Genomic DNA, 21,049 nt, shown 5'->3' on the forward strand with positions numbered 1-21,049 from the left:
AAGAAAACTTTTATAAATGTTACAATTTTCTAAAATTATACTTCTTCTGTTCGCTTGTTTAAATTGTATAAGTTGTATCAGTCAAACTACCAACAAGCCGTCTCATACCTTAAGTGAAGATTTTGACGAATCAATGCCATTTTATTATAAAATGCCACAACACTTAGCTGCTATAGATACAAGCCCTGCATTTAAAAAGAATGAACAGAAAATCTTGCTCACAGGGAAGATTTATGAAAGAGACGGTAAAACACCAGCTTCAAACGTAGTGCTCTACTATTATCAGACAAATACCAATGGAATCTACGCTACCAAAGAAATTGAAGAACGAAATATGCCCAAAAATAAATTAGGACAAACTCATGGGTACATTAGAGGTTGGGTAAAATCAGATGCGCATGGAAATTATTCCATTTACACCATAAAACCAGGCTCCTATCCAAGTAGAAATGAGCCTGCACATATTCATATTACAATTAGCGATAAAAATATGGATGACCCATATTATATTGATGATTTTGTATTTGACAACGATCCCCTTTTAAGTACTGAACGCAGAAAAAAGATGATGAACCGAGGCGGAAGTGGCGTTATTCGTTTTGTTGAAAAGGATGATCTGTGGATTGGAGAACGCAATATCATCTTAGGTTTGAATGTTCCTAATTATCCAATAAAAAAGAATCAAAAAAAGAGTTCAGGGAAGAACATTGGCGAAGATATTATTTCTTTTACTCCTTATCATGCATACGGATCTGACAAAGGCACAAAAACATGTCCTATTTGTAAATACGGTTGGTATCATGGTGTTTTATATTTTGTTGGTAATAATCCCAATTGGAGTGACATAAAAGATTGGCTTAGATTTTTTGACGCTGAAAGTGAAAAAAGAGAGGACTATCTTAAGGTGTATTTTGTCTATGGCAACGATAGCATTTATAATAAAGAAAGTAGAATAAAGGAATTAGAACAACTTGGAAATGAACTCGACTTAAAAAAAGTAGCTTTGACTTTTGTTCCCTCATTTAAGGATAAAACCTCTGAAGTATACTTGAATAAGATTGACCAAAATGTGAATAATACATTTCTGATATACAAAAGAAGTACTATAATAGACAAATATGTTGACCTTAAACCAACCCAAGAGAATTTCAAAAAAATTATAGAGCAACTTGACCATAGCGCTAATGAATATTTCAAACTTTCAAGAGCAAAACGAGAATAAAGCTTGTGCAAAACAAAAGACCCCGACAAAATCGTCGGGGCCTTTCTTTCTCCCTCATAGCAATCTAATCAACCAACCAATTCAATCAATCAACTAAAGGGTATTTTACATTAGGGCAAAAACTCAAATTTATTGTTTCGATAAAAAGACAGATGAGGCTGATGCCAAACTGCTATTAAAGAATGGTGTTATATTTCCACCGGCATCTGTATTGGAAAATCCTAAGATGCGACCGCCTCCGTTTCCGGCTTCAGCGATAAATATATTCTGTGTGGCACTGTCATATGCAACGTCAACAGGATTACCCATTAATGTTGCCGCTCCAGAAACTCTGGTTTGCTGTGCAACACTTAAAGTACCACCTGGCATAACGCTATTGAACTTAGAAGTAAAATTTTCAATGATATGAAAACCACCATCATCCTGTCCGTTTGAGGCTTGACCAATATCAGTCATCACCATAACGTCAGACGCTACATCATAGGTCAATCCATGGGTTCTTACAATGCCTTCAATGGCAATTCGCTTTGTGGCAGTTACCGTTGCATCAGCCGTATTAGTTGCCAAGAAATTAGCAAAAAGCGCTAACTCATTGGTTGCATCGACTACAGCATATAAATCATTTCCATTAAATGTAATTCCCCAAACCTTAAAATTAGTAGTTACGGTATTACGTAAAGTGAATTCACCATTACTCATACTATAGATAAATAAACGTCCATCTGGAGTATTGGTGTCACCATCAACGTCAGCATTATCAGCTACTACAAACAAATTGCCATTAACAGCAACCTCTCTAGGACTAGACATATCGTTAGGTCCGTCCAAAGACACATTAACTGCCGTTCCTGAAACTAAATCTGTAGAGATACTAAATCCTTCTAAACCATTATCGGTTCTCGAAGCTTGGAAGACAGTACCGTTTCCATCGGCATAAATACCATCCGCCGCCAAGGACGCTGTGATAAACGATGAAGACGAAACACTTGCACTATTAGAAACATCGTAAACGGTTATATTACCGTTAGAGTTATTGGAAGCATAAACAAAAGTTGAATTCGCTGATTGGTTACCATCAGTATCATCATCGCTACACGATACCATTGTACCCGAAGCAATAGCAACAGCTAATGATAAACGGGTAAGATTTTTTAAAAACATAATCGTTATTTTTATTGTTAGTACCATACCTACGAAAAATTGAACAGTGTGGTTTTAAAAAAAATATTTTTTATGTCTGAAATCATCACAACATTCTATAATGCATTTCATCAATTAGATGCAAACACCATGGTAAAACAGTATCATAATGACATTATATTTGAAGACCCCGCCTTTGGAAGGCTTCAGGGAAAACGATCCAAAGCCATGTGGCAGATGCTTTGTTCGTCCCAAAAAGGAAAGGATTTTAAGATAGACTATCACAGTGTGACTGAAACCACGTCTGAAGGCTCTGCAATTTGGGAAGCTTATTATACTTTTAGTAAAACAGGTAGAAGAGTTCATAATATTATCCATGCTAGCTTCACGATTGAAGACGGAAAAATCACGAAACATACCGATGATTTCAACTTACACAAGTGGGCTAGCCAAGCGATGGGCTTTAAAGGAAAACTGCTAGGCGGAACAGGCTTTTTTAAGCGCCAATTGCAGAAACAGACCAATGCTATGCTGGATACTTACATTACGAAGACCGAAAAACAGCCTTCGACTATGTAAGCCTTGACAAACTTCTCGACTACTATGCAATAACATTTAATCCTTAAACATGAAACTGCTTACTCTCCTTTTAAGCTTTAGTATAGGCACGTCAGCTATGGCGCAAATGAGCAATATAAAACTAGAGGCTATTATAAAATCCACGGCAGATACTTACGGAGGCGATTCTGGGCGTTGGCAATTTCAAATTAATGAAACCGTGTTTATAATGCTAACAGACTCTACAAACAATCGCATGCGCATCATCTCTCCTATTGCTGAAGTAGCTAGTCTTGACGATGACCAATTAAAGTCCTCCTTGATTGCTAATTTTCATACGGCATTGGATGTAAAGTATGCCATAGCCGAGAATGTCTTATGGTCGGCTTTTATTCATCCGTTGCGGGAATTGTCAAACGAGCAGGTCAAAGATGCCATTAGTCAAGTCTACTATGCCAATGTTAACTTTGGAAGTTCTTATGCCAGCACTTCGCTAATTTTTCCGGGTAATGCCAAGGAAGAAGAATCTTTACCTATTGAGGAAGAAGGCTCTGGGAAACGTAAATTTTAGTTTATTTATATTCTGGTGAGATTACCACGTCGCTATGCTCCTCGTAATGACCATTAAACAATTAGTGTAAGGTCATTGCGAAGCTCGTTAGAACGAGCTGTGGCAATCTTTTTATGTGAGTGCCGATATAAAAAAAGCCTTCTAGCTTAATAGACAGAAGGCTTTTTGTAAGGCGATGTTTCTTTTTAGGGACACAAGGTTTACTTTATGTTTCATCGTCAATAGGATAAAAACAATTCTCGTGCCAAATTCTAAGTTGTGATTGAAATAGACTTAACTTCAATCTATTTAAGAATACTCTGGTACCTTACCCACTACGCCTTTAAAAAAGGATTTCATGTAATTGAAGTCGGCGTCCATATCTTCTGTTGGGTAAAACGGTTCTGAGACCTTGTTTTGCTTATTCTTAAAATCGAGCGTAAACATGATTATGGGCACACCTGCTTTCTTAGCAATAAAGTAAAATCCTGTTTTCCATTCCTCTACTTTTTTTCGGGTGCCTTCTGGCGCCAATGTTAATCTAAATTCGTCTTCACTTTCGAATAAAGAGGCTATGGCTTCCACCTTGTTCTGACCAGACGTTCTATCTAAAGGCTTTCCTCCTACGGCCCTAAAATAATAACCAAATGGCCATCGAAACAATTCCTTTTTGCCAACAAAATTAGTTTTAACACCTGAAATTTTCCGAAGTAAAAGCCCAATGTAGAAATCGTGCCAACTCGTATGTGGCAAGGCGATGATAACTGCTTTCTTTACAGTGTCTTTCGAAAAATTGGTATTCCCAACAACCTTCCAGCCCATCAACTTAAAATAAATAAAACGGGCTATGGCTTTCATCTACATTTTACGATAAAGGTCTTCGAGTTTTTCGCGGGTCATAATGGTTTTCCATTGCTTGCCCAATGCATTCTCCCATAGAGGTTCCAATTCCAAGGAAACATCAATCATTTTCTGCATGTCGTCATCGTGCATATCGGCACAAACACCAGTTGGTAATTCAATATTATGCTTGGCTTTCATTTGTTTGAAAAGCGCCACACCTTCAGGATAATAGTCTTCCAAATGGTCAAAAACAATACAATTACCGATACCGTGCTTAATGCCCAATAGATAGCCCAAACCGTAACTCATGGCGTGCGCCACACCGACTTGGGAATAAGCGATACTCATACCGCCATGCCACGAAGCCATCATTAATTTATCTTGAGCATCTTCGGTACTTAATTCATCGGAAAGGAAAATTTCCTTACACATATCGAAAGCTTTTTCACCATAAGATTGACTGAAAGCATTTAGATATGTCCCTTGTAATGACTCCACACAGTGTACAAAACAGTCCATCCCAGTATAAAACCATTGGTCTTTAGGAACGTCCTTGGTTAACTCTGGGTCTAATACCACTTGGTCAAACGGTGTGTAATCACTGTTGATGCCCAACTTGCGCTCTGGTCCTGTTAATATTGTCGTTCTAGAAACTTCGGCACCTGTACCCGATAAGGTTGGAATCCCCACATGGTAAATCGCAGGATTTTTAATCAAATCCCAACCTTGATAATCCCTTGCATCGCCTTTATTGGTCAGCATTAAAGACACCGCTTTGGCAATGTCCATAACAATGCCACCACCGATACCAATAATACCAGACGGCGACTCGCTAAACTCCAAAATAATATCTTCAACCAATTGGTCGATTTGTTCGGTTTTAGGCTCTTCTAATGTTGGTATGTATATAATCTTATCTTTATAGGCTAAAGGAATTCTAGCGGTCAGCCAATGGTTGCCTTTAAAGACATCATCCACGTAATATATAAATGGGGCGTGACGTCCTTTTCGTTTTGGAGCGATAAGGTCTTCAAGTTGATTAAAACTACCGCGTCCAAAAACTACGTTGGACACCATTGGAAAGTTCTTAAAAGTCATTCAGGTTAATTATTAAACAAAAATAAAAATTCACTTAGGTTAAATCGGCTACTATTGAATAAATTTTGATTTTCTCATTAATTCTACATCTTCAGGCGTCAATCTTATAGATAGTTTTTTAAGTCTGAAAGACTTTTCAAGGTTAAAAACTCGGTTTTTGATAGTGGGCTATTGTGCACCGTTTCAAACTGCCACGTGGTGTGAAACGGCACATGAACAGCTTTTGCGCCAATATTAATAAGTGGCAACACATCAGACTTTAGAGAGTTGCCAATCATTAAAAAATGTTGTGGCTGTATCTCCAAATGCTTCAATAGCTTGCTGTAATTGTCTTCTTTCTTTTCGCTCAATACTTCGATGTGGTGAAAATACTTGAGCAAATTCGATTTTTCGAGCTTTCTTTCTTGGTCCAACAAATCACCTTTTGTCGCCACTATCAGTTTGTATTTTTTTGAAAGTGCTTCCAACACCTCTTCCACACCATCCAATAATTCTACGGGTTCATTGAGCATGCGCTTTCCGATATCCAAAATTTTGGTCATTATCTCGTTAGACACTGTTCCGTTGGACAAGTCAATGGCCATTTCTACCATCGACAGCACAAAACCCTTGACGCCATAACCGTACAACGGTAAATTCTTGATTTCCATCTTAAACAGTTCCTGCTCTATTTTGTTCGGAGTTTCAAACTGGGAGAGCATTTGGGCAAACTCAGCCTCGGCATCCCTAAAGAATGTTTCATTGACCCACAGTGTGTCGTCAGCATCAAAGCCAATAACTTTTATGTCTTTGTAATCGGGCATAATTATTTCCAGAGCTTTTTGGCGCGTTCTAAATCTTCAGGTGTATCAATTTCAACACCTTGCACCGTCGTTTCCACCATTTTTATGCGTTTACCATATTCGAGATAACGGATGCATTCAATCTTTTCTGAAGCCTCTAAAAATTGCATAGTGAGTTCCGTAAAGTCGAGCAAAGCCTGTTTTCTAAAGGCATAAATCCCTTTATGCTTAAAGTATCTAGCATTAGCTTTTTTATCTCTTGGAAACGGAATGGGACTTCGTGAAAAATACAGAGCAAAATCGTTTTGGTCAACAATGACTTTGACCGTATTTGGGTTTTCAATCTCATCCCAATCGGTAATCTCAACCATAAGTGATGCCAAATCTATGTCCTTGTTGGGGTCGTCCTTAAAAACACCCAATACTTTTTGAAGACTCTCCTTTTCAGTAAATGGTTCATCACCTTGCACATTAACCACTATGTCGCAATCTACATCAGCTACAGCCTCTGCAATGCGGTCAGAACCCGACTCGTGCTCTTTATGGCTCATCATGGCCTTACCTCCGTTGGATGTGATTTCAGAATAAATAATATCACTATCGGTCACTACATAAACATCATCAAACAAACCTGTAGCAACAGTAGCTTCGTAGGTTCTTAAAATGACGGTTTTGCCCGCCAAGTCTTGCATTAATTTAGCAGGAAAACGAGAGGCCGCGTAGCGCGCCGGAATCATGGCTATGATTTTCATTTTAGTCTATTTCGGTATTCAAAAATAAGGTTTGCCGATTTAAGCCTTCGGTTTTCGCCGTACTTTTTTAAACAAGCGGTACAATACATAAAAAATCAATAGTACAAAGAGAAAGGCGATAATCGGGACGAAAATCGCAAGGACACTCATTACTACTGAAGTTCCTGTTTCTACAGTTGAGACAATAGGATTACCAAAACCTGCAGTGGATACTGTTGATGATAGACGCGTTACACTCGCTGAACTTTTTATGGCGACGGCTGTACCACCACCTGCAATGATGGCCAAGGCCCAAGTCACTACCGGACTTAAATCTGCCACCGTTGATACCATAACCGCCGTACCAGCAACTGTGGCCAAGGGAATAGCAATAGTGTCTAAAGCATTATCGATTAGTGGTATGTAATATCCAAAAATCTCCACGATGGTCGCCACGCCCAAGACGATTAAAGCCGATTGACTACCAATCCATTGCCAAGAGTCGTTGAGTTGCCAAACATCAAAATAAGCGGCCAAGCTTAATGCAAATAGAGGCAGGAATACCCGAAAACCAACTGATGCGGCCAAACCAATACCTAAGAATATGCTGATAACTGTTTCCATTGTCATCTAATTTTCCATAAAAAAATCATCTTTAAAACCAATAAGATACAATTTCTCTTTGGCTCTTGTCATGGCGGTGTACAACCAACGCACATAATCCCTGTTGACACCTTCAGGAAGATAAGGTTGCTCAACAAATATGGTATTCCACTGACCACCCTGCGATTTGTGACAGGTTATGGCATAAGAGAATTTTACTTGCAAGGCATTAAAAAACGAATTCTTTTTAACCCCAATAAATTGCTTGTACTTTGACGTTTCGTTAGCGTAATCTTTCAACACTTCTTGATATAGCTGATTGGATTCTTCATAAGTCAACGACGGACTATGGGACTCTATGGTATTTAAAAGCAATACGGTTTCAAAAGGTTTCATGCGTGGGTAATCCACCATTTGAATTTTGACTTCCGCAAATCGGAAGCCGTAAATTTCCTTCAAACTAAAGATTTCTAAAACTTCAATAATGTCGCCATTGGCAATAAACCCTGCTTCAGACGTCGCTTTCAACCAAAAATAATTGTTTTTTACCACCATAAGATGGTCGCCCGCGGAAAGTTCGGTTTCATTAAATAATATGCGCTCCCTAATTTGTTTATTATACATATTGGCGCGCTTATTACTTCGCACTATAATCGCTGTTTCCTCGTAGCCATTAGCACTGTAGGCGTCGTTGATAGCGTCCATAATTTCGTATCCGTCAATGAGTCTCACGATATCGGTAAAGCCCTTCAAATTAAATTTAAAACTGTCGTATAATTCCGAATGCAAGGTGTTTCGCAATTCTGTAGCATTAATTAAAATTCCTGAATCTTGTTCTTGACGCATCACTTCGTCCAACTCTAGGCCTTTGACATGTTTGTCGTAAGTAAGCTCTAGCTTGTGGGCGTCTAAAGCTGGGCTCAATTCTGATTTTACGGGAGGCAACTGGGCTTTATCGCCAATTAACAATAATTTACAGTTATGTCCCGAGTACACATACTCCATAAGGTCATCGAGCAGGGAGCCGTTTTCAAATAATCGGGAATCGCCAGGCGTATCCGGAATCATCGATGCCTCGTCCACAATAAAAATAGTATTGCGATGCTTGTTGGGTTGCAATACAAATTTTACACCGCCACCACTATTTTTTTTAGGGAAATAGATTTTTTTATGAATGGTAAAGGCTTCCTTTTGGGAATAATTTGAAATAACCTTGGCCGCTCGCCCTGTAGGTGCCAACAATACGGCACTTTTTTTGGCTTGCCATAGTTGGGATACCAAAACACCGATGATGCTTGTTTTACCCGTTCCGGCATAACCTTGGAGTAAATACAGACTTCGAGATGAAGTATCAAAAACAAAATCAGACAATTGCATTAAAACAAGGTCTTGTTTTTCCGTAGGTTGAAACGGAAATTTGGACTTTAAATGCCTGTAAAAATCTGATGGTTTTTCAATCATTTAATTGGGTAAGGAACCTGCAAGATAGTACTATATCTTCATTATTTTCGCAGTGAATTTGATAGCTTATAGAAATTGTAGTAATTTTATATCTTATGGTTTTTACGAACAAAAAAAAATTGTAGATTTGCGAAAGACCATATTAAAACAAACTAACTATGTATGTAATCCTGACTATTGTCGCCATTATCCTCTTAACGATATTGATTGTTTGGGTAATCGACAAATTTGTTCCTAAGAAAGTAAAACCTATCATTACCCTTCTTCTTTGGGGGCTTATCTTTTATTTAGGTTACATTACGTTTATGTCTGTTTATAGCGAAATACAATTCAACAAGTTAAAGGATAAGCGATACGCAACGGTTGTTGAACGTTTACAAGATGTAAGAGACGCACAATTATCATACAAAAGAGTTACCGGTAAATACACGGATAATTTTGACAACTTGGTACGATTTATTGATACAGCTGAAGTTGCCATTACACAAAGACGTGATACTACAGTATTAGATGTTGAAAGAACCAGACTTTTTGGCGGAGTTGAAACCTTTAAGGCTGAGGTTATCGTCGATACTGTCGGTTATTATAGCGTAAAAGACTCTTTATTTAAGGGACGTAACTATAAAGACTTAGCTTTAGTCGGTGTCGGTAAAGAAGGTGCTAAGTTTGAGTTAAAAGCAGGAGAGTTAGATGAAATCCCAGTTTTTGAAGCGAGCGTAGATAAAGCTGTCATACTTTACGACCAAGATAAAAATCTTGTTGAAAAAGAAAAACAAGTCGTTTCAGTGGATGGCGTTAATGGCCCAACGATTGTTGTTGGTTCTATGAACGAAATTAAAACTACAGGAAACTGGCCTAAAAACTTCTCTAATAAAGAATAGTTTGTCACATAACACAATAAAAGACCTGTCCATTCAAGTAGATTTGAATGGACTTTCTTTTTGCATTCTGAATCGGACAGAGAAACAGATTGAATATCTCAATACCATTGCTTTTGAAACGAAATTAAATCCGTCTGAAGCCTTAGACCAACTAAAAGCTGAATTGTCTACAAATACGGTATTCTCTGATGATTTTGAATCCGTTGTTATTATCCATCAAAATGAATTGTCAAGCCTTGTCCCTACTTCTCTATATGACGAAGCCTTAAACGCAGATTATTTAAAATTCAATACCAAGATTCTCCAAACGGATTTCATATCCCATGACACTTTAAAGACTACGGAATCGGTTAACGTTTACGTGCCTTATGTCAACATAAATAATTACATTTTTGACACCTTTGGAAGTTTTACCTACAAACACGCGTCTACGGCTTTTATAGATTCAGTATTAGCTCTAGATACTACAAAAAACACCTTGTATGTAAACGTATCTACCAATGCCCTAGCCGTTGTTGCAGTGAAGGACAAAAGGCTTGAATTATACAACCGATTTGAGTACCACTCTAAGGAAGATTTCATCTATTATCTACTATTTGTTGTTGAGCAATTGGGTTGGAATCCAGAAATTTTAGATTTAAAATTAAGTGGGCAAATTTATAAGGATGATGATAATTACTCAATTTGCTATAAATACATTAGGAATGTAAGCTTTACGGATAAAAACCTAAAGTATTCACTTAATAAGAAACTGAATGGAAATCCAAACGCAAATCACATTATATTAAATAGTTTTTAATGCGAATTATCTCTGGAGTTTACAAAGGCAGACGTATTACAGCGCCATCAAAATTACCTGTTCGTCCTACGACGGATATGGCGAAGGAAGCCTTATTCAACATCCTAAATAATCGCTATTATTTTGATGATATTTCAGTATTGGATTTGTTTTCTGGTACAGGCAATATCAGTTATGAATTTGCTTCTCGAGGAACGGAACATATTACGGCTATCGATGCTGACTACGGCTGTATACGATTCATCAACGAAACCGCCGAACAGTTTGAAATGCCTATCGATACCATAAAGTCAGATGTTTTTAAATACTTAGAACAAAACGGACGGACTTTTGATATCATATTCGCCGACCCACCTTATAATTTTGAAAAAGAGCAATTCGCTAAAATCCCTGAACTTGTTTTTCAAAATGACTGGTTGAGCAATGAAGGATTATTAATTGTAGAACATTCAAAACATACGGATTTAGCTGACCTTCCCAATTTTTCATTTTCCAAGAACTATGGTGGTAATGCGTTTAGCTTTTTCGAAATCCCAACAGAAAACGAATCTGAATAAAAAACAAAGTCTTTCACGCTAAGCGTAAAAGACTTGTTTAATGGAGTATATCTATAAGCCGAATCCTGTATCAAGACGATAAATGTCTTGACCCTTATCATTTATCTGAGTCTACTGTTGCCAGCAGACTTTAGCTACCTACCCTCCAACAATCGGACGTGCCGCCCTCTCCCGACGCATCGGGACATTGGTATACATGGTATTTCACCGCATAGAGTTTACCTGGTTTCACTACAGCATGACCTGTACATTCTTTCTGTTGCACTTTTCCTGCCCTCACGAACGGTGGCTGTTAACCACTATGCTTGCACTACGGTGTTCGGACTTTCCTCCAAGACGGTATAAGTCTCAGCGATAAGGCGATATACTCGATGGTAAAATTACACTTTTGAAACCAATTTCTTATTCAACTTTTACTTCAATCTTAATGTAGCTCCATATCACATTTTTGTTAATAACTCCTATTAAATTATAAGTCTCAAAATCGCTATATTTATTGGTATTCTTAAATTTGTAATTCAAGTTATTTCTATGGAACATTTTGTTGTATCGGCACGTAAATACCGCCCGCAGACCTTTAAGGATGTGGTGGGGCAACAGGCCATTACAAACACATTAACCAATGCCATAGAAAACAATCATTTGGCCCAAGCACTTTTGTTTACAGGCCCTCGTGGCGTCGGCAAAACCACATGTGCTAGGATTCTAGCCAAAATGATTAATAGCGATGGCGAAACCAAAGCGGACGAGGATTTTGCCTTCAATATTTTTGAATTGGATGCCGCATCCAATAACTCTGTAGATGATATTAGAAACCTCACCGACCAAGTACGTATTCCGCCACAGGTAGGAAAATACAAGGTCTACATTATTGATGAGGTCCACATGTTATCGGCCGCCGCATTTAATGCTTTTTTAAAAACGCTTGAAGAACCGCCTAAGCACTGTATTTTTATTTTAGCGACTACCGAGAAGCACAAGATTATCCCAACGATTTTATCGCGTTGCCAGATTTTCGATTTTAAGCGTATTACGGTAACGGATGCCAAAGAATACTTAAAATATATTGCCGAAGAGCAAGGAATAACTGCAGAAGATGACGCGCTTCATATCATCGCCCAAAAAGCGGATGGCGCCATGCGAGATGCTTTGTCCATTTTTGACCGTGTCGTCAGCTTTACTGGCAAAAACCTTACAAGACAAGCGGTAACCGAAAACCTCAATGTGCTCGATTACGAAACGTATTTTACGAGTACCGATTTAATTCTGGAAAATAAAATTCCTGAGTTATTAGTACAGTTCAACACCGTTCTATCTAAAGGCTTTGACGGACACCACTATATTGCGGGATTGGCATCACATTTTAGAGACTTACTCGTCTGTAAAGACCCGAAGACTATAGAGCTTTTGGAAGTCGGGGAAGACACCAAGAACAAGTATCTAGAGCAATGCCAGAAAGCAACATTGCCCTTTCTCGTGAAAGGCATCGAGCTTGCCAATAGCTGTGATTTAAAATACAAAACCAGCAAAAACCAACGACTTTTAGTTGAACTCACCCTTATGCAACTTGCCTCTATCACTTTTGATGGAGAAAAAAAAAATAGCGGTCCTTTCATAATTCCGCCGTCTTACTTTAAGGCGATTGGGGTGACACCAATTCCTGTGAAACGTCCAAAGATTGATACACCTCAAGAAGAAACTATATCAAAAAAAGAATCTAAAGCCCCCGAGGTCTCTGTAGTAGAAGAACCAAAGCCCATTCCTAAGATTTCCATTCAGACGCCAGCGAAAAGCACTTCAGGATTATCTTTAAAAAGTATTCGCGAGAAAAAAGCGCATCAAATCAAGCAGATGGATGTGGTGATTGATGAAGATTCATTGCCAAAAGAGCCCGTTTCACAAGAGGCACTGGACGAAGCCTGGCAGGCTTATATTTCCAAATTAAATGCGAAAGGCGAAAAAATTATGGCTTCCATTTTAGAAATGGACCAACCAAAATTAGATGGCACAGCTATTAAACTTCAGTTCGCAAATGATACTTTAAAAGTTGAGCTAGAGCGTGCCCAATATCCGCTAATGGCGTTTTTGAGACCCACGTTGAAAAATTACGATTTAAAGCTCGATATTAGTGTCAGCGAAGAAGTTGCCAAGAAATACGCTTTTACGCCAATTGAAAAGTATGAAAAGCTTAAGGAGAAAAATCCTAATATAGAATTGCTCAAAAAAACCTTTGGATTAGATGTATAAAACCACTTTGAAATATCTGCTATTATGCGTTTTCGGTGTTGCCCTTTTTAATTGCGAAGGCAGACGCACATCCTATAACGCTATAAAAGAAAGCATAGTGGAGTTTAATTCTGAAAATTCGTTGGAGCGAATTAACTATGTGCCTAAACAGCATTTTGAACGCCAAGTAGATTCAACCCTGACGAACGGATTTAAGGTCAGCATTAAATCTTTGAGCAATGACAATTTTGTTGAACTCGTCGGGAAATCTTCGGGAGGTATCACACAAAAAACCAGGCATCGAAATTCAGACTTTATTATTGAAGTACTAAAAGACAATCGCATGGTCTTCAGTTCAACTTATGATAGACAGTCGTTTTTTAAATTAGTTAATGAACTTGACACTTCAAAAGAACATCTTATACTAAACTCTATCAATTTGAACCAAGAGTTCTCGCTATCAGAACAATTAGTTTTTATCGATGTGTCCTACAAAAATGTGAGAGACAATCGTTATTACGATTTTGTGATGCGGATTGAAGACAACGGCAAAGCTACAATACAATTAAACCATGTTAGGACTTAAACTACCAACAGACCCGAGATGGGTAAATATCGTAGAGAAAAATGTTGAAGATATTTTAACGGACCATGCTTTTTGTGAGCAAAAGGCGACAAGCACGGCAATTTCGCTTATTGTTAGCTTTCCAGAATACACGGAGCTTGTCCAAGAAATGACGGCACTGGTTAAAGAAGAAATCAGTCATTTTAAGATGGTGCATGATAAGATTTTGGAGCGCGGTTGGGTTTTAGGCCGTGACCGTAAAGACGACTATGTGATTCAACTGTTGAAATTCTTTCCTAAAGGTGGCAGTCGCACAACACAATTGGTACATCGTTTACTTTACGCCGCTCTAATTGAAGCCCGAAGTTGTGAACGTTTTAGATTATTATCTGAAGAACTAGAAGACAAAGAACTGGCCGAATTCTATAGAAAGCTAATGGTAAGCGAAGCAAATCATTACACCATGTTCTTGGGCTTTGCAAGACAATATGGTGACCGAAAAGAGGTGGATGAAAAATGGCAAGCGCTTTTGCAATATGAAGCTGACATTATGAAAAGCCTCAGCAAGTCACAAACCATACACGGATAAAAAAGCCTTCGCAAATGCAAAGGCTTCTTAAAATTATATGTTTCTTCAAGATTCTTAAATCTTTATACCGATCCCGATTTGAATATTATAGTTTTTAGCTTCGAAAGGCGCTAAACTATCATCTAAAATATTGGTTAAACCATAGTTGTATCTCAAATCAATAAAGTAATCACTAGAAATCATGTATTCTAGCCCACCAACAGCTGAAAAAGCAAAGGTTTCAAAACCATCATTATCTTTCCAAGTTTTTAAAGATACTTGTGGACCAGCACCGATAGTTAAATTTTCACTGATGGCATATCTAAACTGAATTGGCATCTGAATGTAATCCGCTCTAATTTCCTGAGCTTTTGCACCTTCAGCGGACCATTGAATTTCAGTTAATAAGAAGGTTTTATCAGACAATTCAAACTCTGCAAAACCTCCGAAAGCGAATCCATTTCTGTGTTGATTCTCAAAAAGTGGTCCTGGTTCAAAATCTAAGTTTGAAATATTGTAAGCGGCTCTTATACCATACTTTGTAGTTCTGTTTTCCTGAGCGTAACTAAGCGTTGTTACTGCTACCAATAGGAATAGGGCGATAAATTTTCTCATAAGTAGTTGTTTTATAGTTGGTAAATATAATTTTTAAATCGAAATATTGATGGTTTATTGGATTTTCTTAAAGAAAAACAAGATGAACGGTAAATTTTAGAGTTTCACACCGCTTATTGTTTCGAAATAAAGGCTTTTTATGATGCCGTCCGACAATCCTATTTTTGGTACCAAAATGTCTTTAGCACCACTCCACTTCATTGCAGAAAGATAAATTCGAAGTGCAGGAATGATAACATCGGCCCTATCTTGGTTAAGGTCGAGTTCTGTGATTCGTTCTTCATAAGAATAACTCTGCAGTTTCTGATAATAACTAGAAAGGTAAAAGTAGGATAATGGCTTACCAATATCCTTTCGAGAAATTTTAAAGATTTTGTTGATGTTACCACCAGATCCAATAAGTTCAATCTTATCATAGTGTCTAGTGCTTTCTTTAATCCAAGCTTCCAATTCTTTCCAGTAACTATTGCTAACACTGTCATTAAGCAATCGAACAGTACCTATTTTAAAGGATTTAGATTCAATCTTTTCACTATTATGGATAACGGAAAATTCTGTACTTCCTCCCCCTACATCAACATAGAGATAGGTTTTGTTTTCGTCTATAAAAGAATGTAGGTCCGTTGCCGCAATGATTGTTGCTTCTTCTTCACCATCAATAATATCGATATTAATCCCGCATTTCTCTAATATTTCGGCTTGAACCCCTTGGCCGTTATCCGCTTCGCGCATAGCAGATGTTGCACAAGCTTTATATTTGACAACACCGTGAGACTTAATCAAAAGTCGGAATGCCGTCATTGTATCTAACATTCTGGCTTTATTAACTTCAGAAATTGAACCATCTACAAAGACATCGGCTCCTAAACGTATGGGTACTCGCACCAAAGAATTTTTCTTAAATATAACAGGCTTGTCTTTCTGTACAATAATACTAGAGATAAGAAGCCTAACAGCATTAGACCCAATATCAATGGCAGCATATTTCTTTATATCTAGCATTAGGCGTTCAACTTATTTAGATAATAATCATAAGTCTTAAATTGCGACCTTACTTTTTCTCCGTCAGTTTTACGATAAGCATTACTTTGGGCTTCGTCGATCCGCCGGGCTTTAACGTTATCTGACCAACAAATTTCAAAAATGTCTAAAAGTTCAGATTTTAAGTCTTCATTATATATAGGACAGGTGACTTCAACTCTATTGTCAATGTTTCTGGTCATCCAATCTGCTGAGGATATATAAATTTTAGAATCTCCATCATTTCCGAAGATAAATAAACGTGTATGTTCCAAAAATTTATCGACAATACTTATGACTTCAATATTTTCGCTCATCCCCTCAACACCAGGGATTAAACAGCAAATACCACGCACAACCATTTGAATTTTCACACCTGCACGGCTTGCTTGGTACAATTTATCTACCATGACGTAGCTACTGATGCTATTCATTTTAAGCTTGATAAATGCTGATTTTCCTGCCCGCGCATTTTTAATCTCATTATCTATCAAAGCAAACATTTTACTTTGCTGATAATGCGGTGAAGTAATGATATGCTTATATCTGTATATCTTATAGTTAACTTCAAAAAAATTGAAGACCTTATTCACATCTTTTAAAATTTTCTGATCTGAAGTCAACAGCGTAAAATCTGTGTAAATTTTCGCCGTGGATTCATTAAAATTACCTGTACTAATAAAGCCATACCTAACGTCTTTTCCATTCTCTTCACGCTCAATAACGCACATCTTACTATGAACTTTTAAACCTGCAACACCAAAAAGCATTTGCACGCCTTCTTCCTGCATTTGTTCTGCATACATAATATTGGCCTCTTCATCAAAACGTGCCCTTAGCTCAATGGATACAATAACTTTTTTACCATTTTTGGCAGCATTAATCAATGAACTTGCTACATGCGAAATCTGAGCCAAGCGGTAAATAGTTATTTTAATGGTTTTTACTGAAGGATCTAAAGCCGCTTCCCTTAAAAAACGAACGATATAAGAAAACGTATGGTAGGGCGTATAGACTAAGAAATCTTTTTCAGAAATTGACTTAAAAATACTAACGTCTGGCTGGAGGCCTTTAACTGGTAAGGGCTTTATTTTTTCATATAACAAATCTGTGCGTCCCAGACTCGGAAAACTCATATAGTCACGTCTATTATGATAACGACCTCCAGGAATAACACTATCGCTGGAGTCAATGCCCATTTTTTGCATTAAGAAGTTGAGCGTTTCTTTATCTATGGTTTTGTCATATACAAAACGAACGGGATCACCAATCTTTCTGTCTTTAACACTATCGGATATTTTAGCAAGAAAACTTTTACTAAGATCGCTATCAAAATCGAGCTCACCATCCCTTGTAATTTTTATCATGTGGGCTGAGATTTGGTCATAATTGAAAATGCCAAAAATATCCTTTAAACAATATCGTAATAGGTCATCTACTAGAATAATATAACTTTTGTCCCCTATTTTTGGCAACTCTACAAAACGATCCATTTGTTTGGAGATTTCAATCATGGCAAATATTGTTTTGCTAGATTTAAACCCCATTTTCACAGCCAAATACGCTGCACTATCCTTGAGTAAGGGTAACTCAATGTCATCATTAAGAATAATTGTTACTAAAGCCGGACTTACTTCTTGAAAGAAGTAGTTTTTAATAAACTCATGTTGTACAGCCTTTATCTGATGCTCCTTAATAATCAAGATGTTTTCTGCCTTGAGTTTTTCTTGAATATTAGCCAAAATTTTTAAACTTTGGCTTTGTTGGGAAATCACAATTTCTGTAATCCGCTCGAGGAGTTCAGATGCTTTTATACCACCCAATTGGTTTTTACCACCTTTACCGGCTTCATCGATACGTTTTACTGTGGCATAACGCACCTTAAAAAATTCATCTAAGTTGTTTGAAAAAATCCCTAAGAAACGGAGCCGTTCTATAAGTGGGACATTCGCATCCGCTGCTTCTTGTAGTACTCTTGCGTTAAACTGAAGCCAACTCAGCTCTCTATTAATATATCTGTTTTCGATAATTTCCATTCAAAAAATTAATGTATTCAAATATATTTTAATTATAAGAAATGGACTAAATTTCTAATAGCTTATGTTGATTTCTTTTGAATAGTATGTTTGCCTTTAAATTTTTATTTTAAATCGCGCGGAAATATTATATGGTCTGTCGTCCCATGTTTGGCATATTTCCATTCTTCAATTTGAAATCCAATAGAAACTAACCCAGCAGTAGGAAGATTATCTATGTACCGATCGCCTAAACGATTCACCAAATCAGTAAAAGCGTGATTATGACCAAACAACATGACAGAGTCCAGGTCGTCACTTAAATCATGAATAAACTTAAGCACATTTGAACCTCCAAAATCGTATAAATCTTCGATAATCTTAAATTTTTCAGAGGCAATATTTAATTCTTTAAGAAATATCTGACAGGTTGAATGAGCCCTATTTGCGGGACTACTAAACACCATGTCTAATTCTAAATAACTGCTCTTAATTTGAGTAGCCACAAGGGAAGCATCAGTGATGCCACGACTTTTCAGCGGTCTCTCACGGTCACCCACACTATACTCCCAAGAGGATTTGCCGTGTCTTATAAAGGTTAGTTTTTTCAAAATAATACGTTTAAATGCAATTTTTATCGTTTAAATGTTTATTTATTCAGGCAAAAGGTATATATTGCCCCAAAATGTATAATACAGCTATAAATATCTAAAAAATTATGTAATTGAAATTGTGTCAAAGTCTCATCGACGAATGAACCTTTATATCGATTAACTGTTTTTCAGGGTCGCACATCGAAAAAATAGGCGCTTTGGAAGTTTTTTTTGACAGTACTTATATATATGCGTTCTTTTGTCCATAGCTATTAATCAATTAATTATGATCCCAAATCGAATTAACCAAAAGCTGGCTTACCTGTCGGCAAACTCTTTCCCTCAAGATAAAATTTTATTTCCATCTATTAGCCTTAACAATGGCAAATGGATGCTCAGTATATAAATTCGATTTAGAATAACAAATTCAAAGTTGACATAGTTCAATAAAACATGAATCTTATGAGAACAATAACCGCTCATCTCTTATCAACACTATTATCAAAAGCAAAAACACTTTTGTTAATAGTCACATTCTCCTTTGCAGGGATCTTCTCTGCAAATGCGGATTGTACCATTCCTAACACAATGAATGTTTCCACATTCGCTGCATATGTTTCCAATCCAGGTAATATGTGTGATGGTACAGTCATTATTCCTAATGGTGTAGATATTTTGGTTAACCAAGATATAACCATCACATCTGATATTAACCGTATTATCATTGAAGATGGTGGACAGATTATATGGACTACAAATGCGACATTAACTTTGGCCGCAAATACGTCAATTGTTATTGAAGATACAACCGACTTAGATACGCAAGGAGGTTCTGGAGCCCTTACTTCAAGTGGTCCAAATTGTAATAACAGAAAAAGACTTGTAATTGGGAATCAGCAATATTCTGCCTGTACAGGTGGTGGTAATGTCTGTATATTATTTAGTGAGGTGATTGCTGCTGGTGGAACTATTCAGATAGATCCAGATTTTGGCGTAATTTCTGGTACAGACAACCAAGTTTGTCTGGCTCCAACACTTATTGATATTGAATTGAACGGTTTTGTTGAAGGTGAAGCTTCTGCCACATATTTATGGACAGTAGTTTCAGTTCCTTCAGGTGTGAATCCGGGGGACGTCATTTTTGACCCTAGCAATACAGTTCAAGATCCAACTGTCACTGTACCTCAAGCAGGAGATTATGTTTTTAATATTGCTGTAAGCTTACCCCTTAGTGATGAATGTTCAACTACAATCATTACAGTAGATGCTGACGTTGAAATAAGTTTTCAAGATACAATTTCTGGTGCTATAATGTCTACAAATCCAGGATCTACAGGTTGTGGATTGGATGTGGATTTTACCGGTAGTGCAAATAATGTGCAAGGAACAGCATCTTACTCTTGGGATTTTGGCGATAATGTAGGGACTAGCAATCAAATGAATCCTACATACTCATATGCAAATCCCGGAACATATGAAGTTACATTGACTGTAACTGACAGTGGAGGTATTGCTGCTTGTAATTCAGCAACCGTAACTCAGACTGTTGTAATTACAGATATGCCTCCAACTATAGATTGTCCTTCTGATATCAGTGCTGATGTTGATGCCGGAGAATGCTTTGCTACTGTTAATCTAGGAAATCCTACCGTGAATGATGATTGTAGTATAATTAATGGAAATATTACTAATAATGCTCCATCTACGTTTCCTGTTGGAATAACTATAGTAACTTGGAGATATAAAGATTCATCAGGAAACACTGCGACTTGTGACCAATCTGTTACAATAACTGACAATATAGATCCAGTAATTACTTGTCCTGCAGATATAACTCAGAATGCAGATTCTGGCCTTTGTGTCGCTACTGTAAGTATTACAAATCCAACAGCTACTGACAATTGCTCATCAACATTTACTTTTACTGGTACTCGTGATGACGGTCTCGCAATAAACGCCGCTTACCCAGTTGGTATAACAACGATATCTTGGACAGCCACTGATGAAGCTGGTAACGCGAGCGATGCATGTGAACAGACAATAACTATTACGGATAACGAGGCTCCGACAATTTCTTGTCCTGCCGATATCAACTTAAACGTAGACGCAGGTAACTGTTCTGCCGTGGCTACTTTCGCAACCCCTACGGGAGATGATAACTGTGGCGTAGCTTCAGTTGTTCAAACTGCTGGGCCTGCCTCTGGTAGCGCTTTCCCTGTTGG

At 37.5% G+C, this 21,049-nt stretch carries 21 protein-coding genes and 1 other RNA gene; 10 read left to right on the forward strand and 12 right to left on the reverse strand.

Annotated features, from left to right (window positions below; genetic code table 11):
• Positions 1-133 precede the first annotated feature (133 nt).
• Entirely contained in the window at positions 134-1,222 is a 1,089-nt protein-coding gene (locus tag ACFOSX_RS10600; RefSeq protein ID WP_386100553.1) for a dioxygenase family protein, read from the forward strand.
• 129 nt (positions 1,223-1,351) lie between these two features.
• On the opposite strand, the gene ACFOSX_RS10605 is transcribed toward ACFOSX_RS10600, so the two are convergent.
• Positions 1,352-2,383 carry a hypothetical protein gene (locus ACFOSX_RS10605; RefSeq protein WP_386100556.1) on the reverse strand — a complete coding sequence of 344 codons (1,032 nt, stop codon included), beginning with the start codon at positions 2,381-2,383 and terminating at the stop codon, positions 1,352-1,354.
• 72 nt (positions 2,384-2,455) lie between these two features.
• On the opposite strand from ACFOSX_RS10605, the gene ACFOSX_RS10610 reads away from it, so the two are divergent.
• Both ACFOSX_RS10610 and ACFOSX_RS10615 read left to right on the forward strand, forming a co-directional pair.
• Positions 2,456-2,941: a nuclear transport factor 2 family protein gene (locus tag ACFOSX_RS10610; protein ID WP_386100559.1), complete on the forward strand. Its 486-nt coding sequence runs from the start codon at positions 2,456-2,458 to the stop codon at positions 2,939-2,941.
• A 49-nt stretch (positions 2,942-2,990) separates the two neighbouring features.
• Positions 2,991-3,491, forward strand: coding sequence for a hypothetical protein (locus tag ACFOSX_RS10615; RefSeq protein ID WP_386100562.1), 501 nt, complete (start codon positions 2,991-2,993; stop codon positions 3,489-3,491).
• A 288-nt stretch (positions 3,492-3,779) separates the two neighbouring features.
• Here the strand turns inward: ACFOSX_RS10615 and ACFOSX_RS10620 are convergent, their stop codons facing one another.
• From ACFOSX_RS10620 to ACFOSX_RS10645, 6 genes are all read right to left on the reverse strand, one after another.
• Positions 3,780-4,328 carry a 1-acyl-sn-glycerol-3-phosphate acyltransferase gene (locus tag ACFOSX_RS10620; protein ID WP_386100565.1) on the reverse strand — a complete coding sequence of 183 codons (549 nt, stop codon included), beginning with the start codon at positions 4,326-4,328 and terminating at the stop codon, positions 3,780-3,782.
• Positions 4,329-5,411 carry an iron-containing alcohol dehydrogenase family protein gene (locus ACFOSX_RS10625; RefSeq protein ID WP_386100568.1) on the reverse strand — a complete coding sequence of 361 codons (1,083 nt, stop codon included), beginning with the start codon at positions 5,409-5,411 and terminating at the stop codon, positions 4,329-4,331. It abuts the gene before it with no gap.
• 104 nt (positions 5,412-5,515) lie between these two features.
• Positions 5,516-6,214, reverse strand: coding sequence for an HAD family hydrolase (locus ACFOSX_RS10630; RefSeq protein WP_386100570.1), 699 nt, complete (start codon positions 6,212-6,214; stop codon positions 5,516-5,518).
• A 2-nt stretch (positions 6,215-6,216) separates the two neighbouring features.
• Positions 6,217-6,945, reverse strand: coding sequence for a 3-deoxy-manno-octulosonate cytidylyltransferase (gene kdsB / locus ACFOSX_RS10635; protein ID WP_386100573.1), 729 nt, complete (start codon positions 6,943-6,945; stop codon positions 6,217-6,219).
• 39 nt (positions 6,946-6,984) lie between these two features.
• On the reverse strand, positions 6,985-7,554 hold the full coding sequence (locus ACFOSX_RS10640; RefSeq protein ID WP_386100576.1) for a DUF4126 domain-containing protein: 570 nt from the start codon (positions 7,552-7,554) through the stop codon (positions 6,985-6,987).
• On the reverse strand, positions 7,555-8,988 hold the full coding sequence (locus ACFOSX_RS10645) for an ATP-dependent DNA helicase (RefSeq protein WP_386100579.1): 1,434 nt from the start codon (positions 8,986-8,988) through the stop codon (positions 7,555-7,557). It abuts the gene before it with no gap.
• Positions 8,989-9,146: 158 nt separating this feature from the next.
• Here ACFOSX_RS10645 and ACFOSX_RS10650 point away from each other — a divergent pair, with 158 nt between their 5' ends.
• The 3 genes from ACFOSX_RS10650 to rsmD are packed head-to-tail and all read left to right on the forward strand — an operon-like array spanning position 9,147 to position 11,225.
• Positions 9,147-9,869 (forward strand): hypothetical protein, encoded by a 723-nt coding sequence (locus ACFOSX_RS10650; protein ID WP_386100582.1) that lies wholly within the window; start codon positions 9,147-9,149, stop codon positions 9,867-9,869.
• Position 9,870: 1 nt separating this feature from the next.
• On the forward strand, positions 9,871-10,668 hold the full coding sequence (locus tag ACFOSX_RS10655; RefSeq protein ID WP_386100585.1) for a DUF3822 family protein: 798 nt from the start codon (positions 9,871-9,873) through the stop codon (positions 10,666-10,668).
• On the forward strand, positions 10,668-11,225 hold the full coding sequence (gene rsmD, locus ACFOSX_RS10660; RefSeq protein ID WP_386100588.1) for a 16S rRNA (guanine(966)-N(2))-methyltransferase RsmD: 558 nt from the start codon (positions 10,668-10,670) through the stop codon (positions 11,223-11,225). Before ACFOSX_RS10655 ends, rsmD begins: the two co-directional genes overlap by 1 nt.
• 38 nt (positions 11,226-11,263) lie before the next feature.
• Here rsmD and rnpB read toward each other — a convergent pair.
• An RNA gene (gene rnpB, locus ACFOSX_RS10665) (RNase P RNA component class A) lies at positions 11,264-11,596 on the reverse strand.
• A 160-nt stretch (positions 11,597-11,756) separates the two neighbouring features.
• On the opposite strand from rnpB, the gene dnaX reads away from it, so the two are divergent.
• The 3 genes from dnaX to miaE are packed head-to-tail and all read left to right on the forward strand — an operon-like array spanning position 11,757 to position 14,605.
• A complete protein-coding gene (dnaX, locus tag ACFOSX_RS10670) occupies positions 11,757-13,472 on the forward strand; it encodes a DNA polymerase III subunit gamma/tau (RefSeq protein WP_386100592.1) in 1,716 nt (571 codons plus the stop codon).
• Positions 13,465-14,037 carry a hypothetical protein gene (locus ACFOSX_RS10675; protein WP_386100595.1) on the forward strand — a complete coding sequence of 191 codons (573 nt, stop codon included), beginning with the start codon at positions 13,465-13,467 and terminating at the stop codon, positions 14,035-14,037. Before dnaX ends, ACFOSX_RS10675 begins: the two co-directional genes overlap by 8 nt.
• A complete protein-coding gene (miaE, locus tag ACFOSX_RS10680) occupies positions 14,024-14,605 on the forward strand; it encodes a tRNA-(ms[2]io[6]A)-hydroxylase (RefSeq protein ID WP_386100598.1) in 582 nt (193 codons plus the stop codon). The genes ACFOSX_RS10675 and miaE overlap by 14 nt, the downstream gene beginning before the upstream one ends.
• 54 nt (positions 14,606-14,659) lie before the next feature.
• Here miaE and ACFOSX_RS10685 read toward each other — a convergent pair whose 3' ends face one another.
• The 4 genes from ACFOSX_RS10685 to ACFOSX_RS10700 all read right to left on the reverse strand — a co-directional run bounded on the left by ACFOSX_RS10685 (position 14,660) and on the right by ACFOSX_RS10700 (position 18,845).
• The gene (locus tag ACFOSX_RS10685; RefSeq protein WP_386100601.1) at positions 14,660-15,199 is read right to left on the reverse strand and encodes a porin family protein; all 540 of its coding nucleotides are present in this window, start codon (positions 15,197-15,199) and stop codon (positions 14,660-14,662) included.
• 96 nt (positions 15,200-15,295) lie between these two features.
• Entirely contained in the window at positions 15,296-16,201 is a 906-nt protein-coding gene (locus tag ACFOSX_RS10690; RefSeq protein WP_386100604.1) for a Ppx/GppA phosphatase family protein, read from the reverse strand.
• A complete protein-coding gene (gene ppk1, locus ACFOSX_RS10695) occupies positions 16,201-18,255 on the reverse strand; it encodes a polyphosphate kinase 1 (protein WP_386100607.1) in 2,055 nt (684 codons plus the stop codon). The genes ACFOSX_RS10690 and ppk1 overlap by 1 nt, the downstream gene beginning before the upstream one ends.
• A gap of 104 nt (positions 18,256-18,359) precedes the next feature.
• Positions 18,360-18,845: a SixA phosphatase family protein gene (locus tag ACFOSX_RS10700; RefSeq protein WP_386100610.1), complete on the reverse strand. Its 486-nt coding sequence runs from the start codon at positions 18,843-18,845 to the stop codon at positions 18,360-18,362.
• Between the two features lie 444 nt (positions 18,846-19,289).
• Between ACFOSX_RS10700 and ACFOSX_RS10705 the strand changes: the two genes are divergently transcribed.
• On the forward strand, positions 19,290-21,049 hold a 1,760-nt coding region (locus ACFOSX_RS10705; RefSeq protein WP_386100613.1), incomplete at its 3' end, for an HYR domain-containing protein.

Origin of the sequence: Winogradskyella maritima (genome assembly GCF_042650215.1) — a bacterium.
GTDB classification, from domain to species: domain Bacteria; phylum Bacteroidota; class Bacteroidia; order Flavobacteriales; family Flavobacteriaceae; genus Winogradskyella; species Winogradskyella maritima.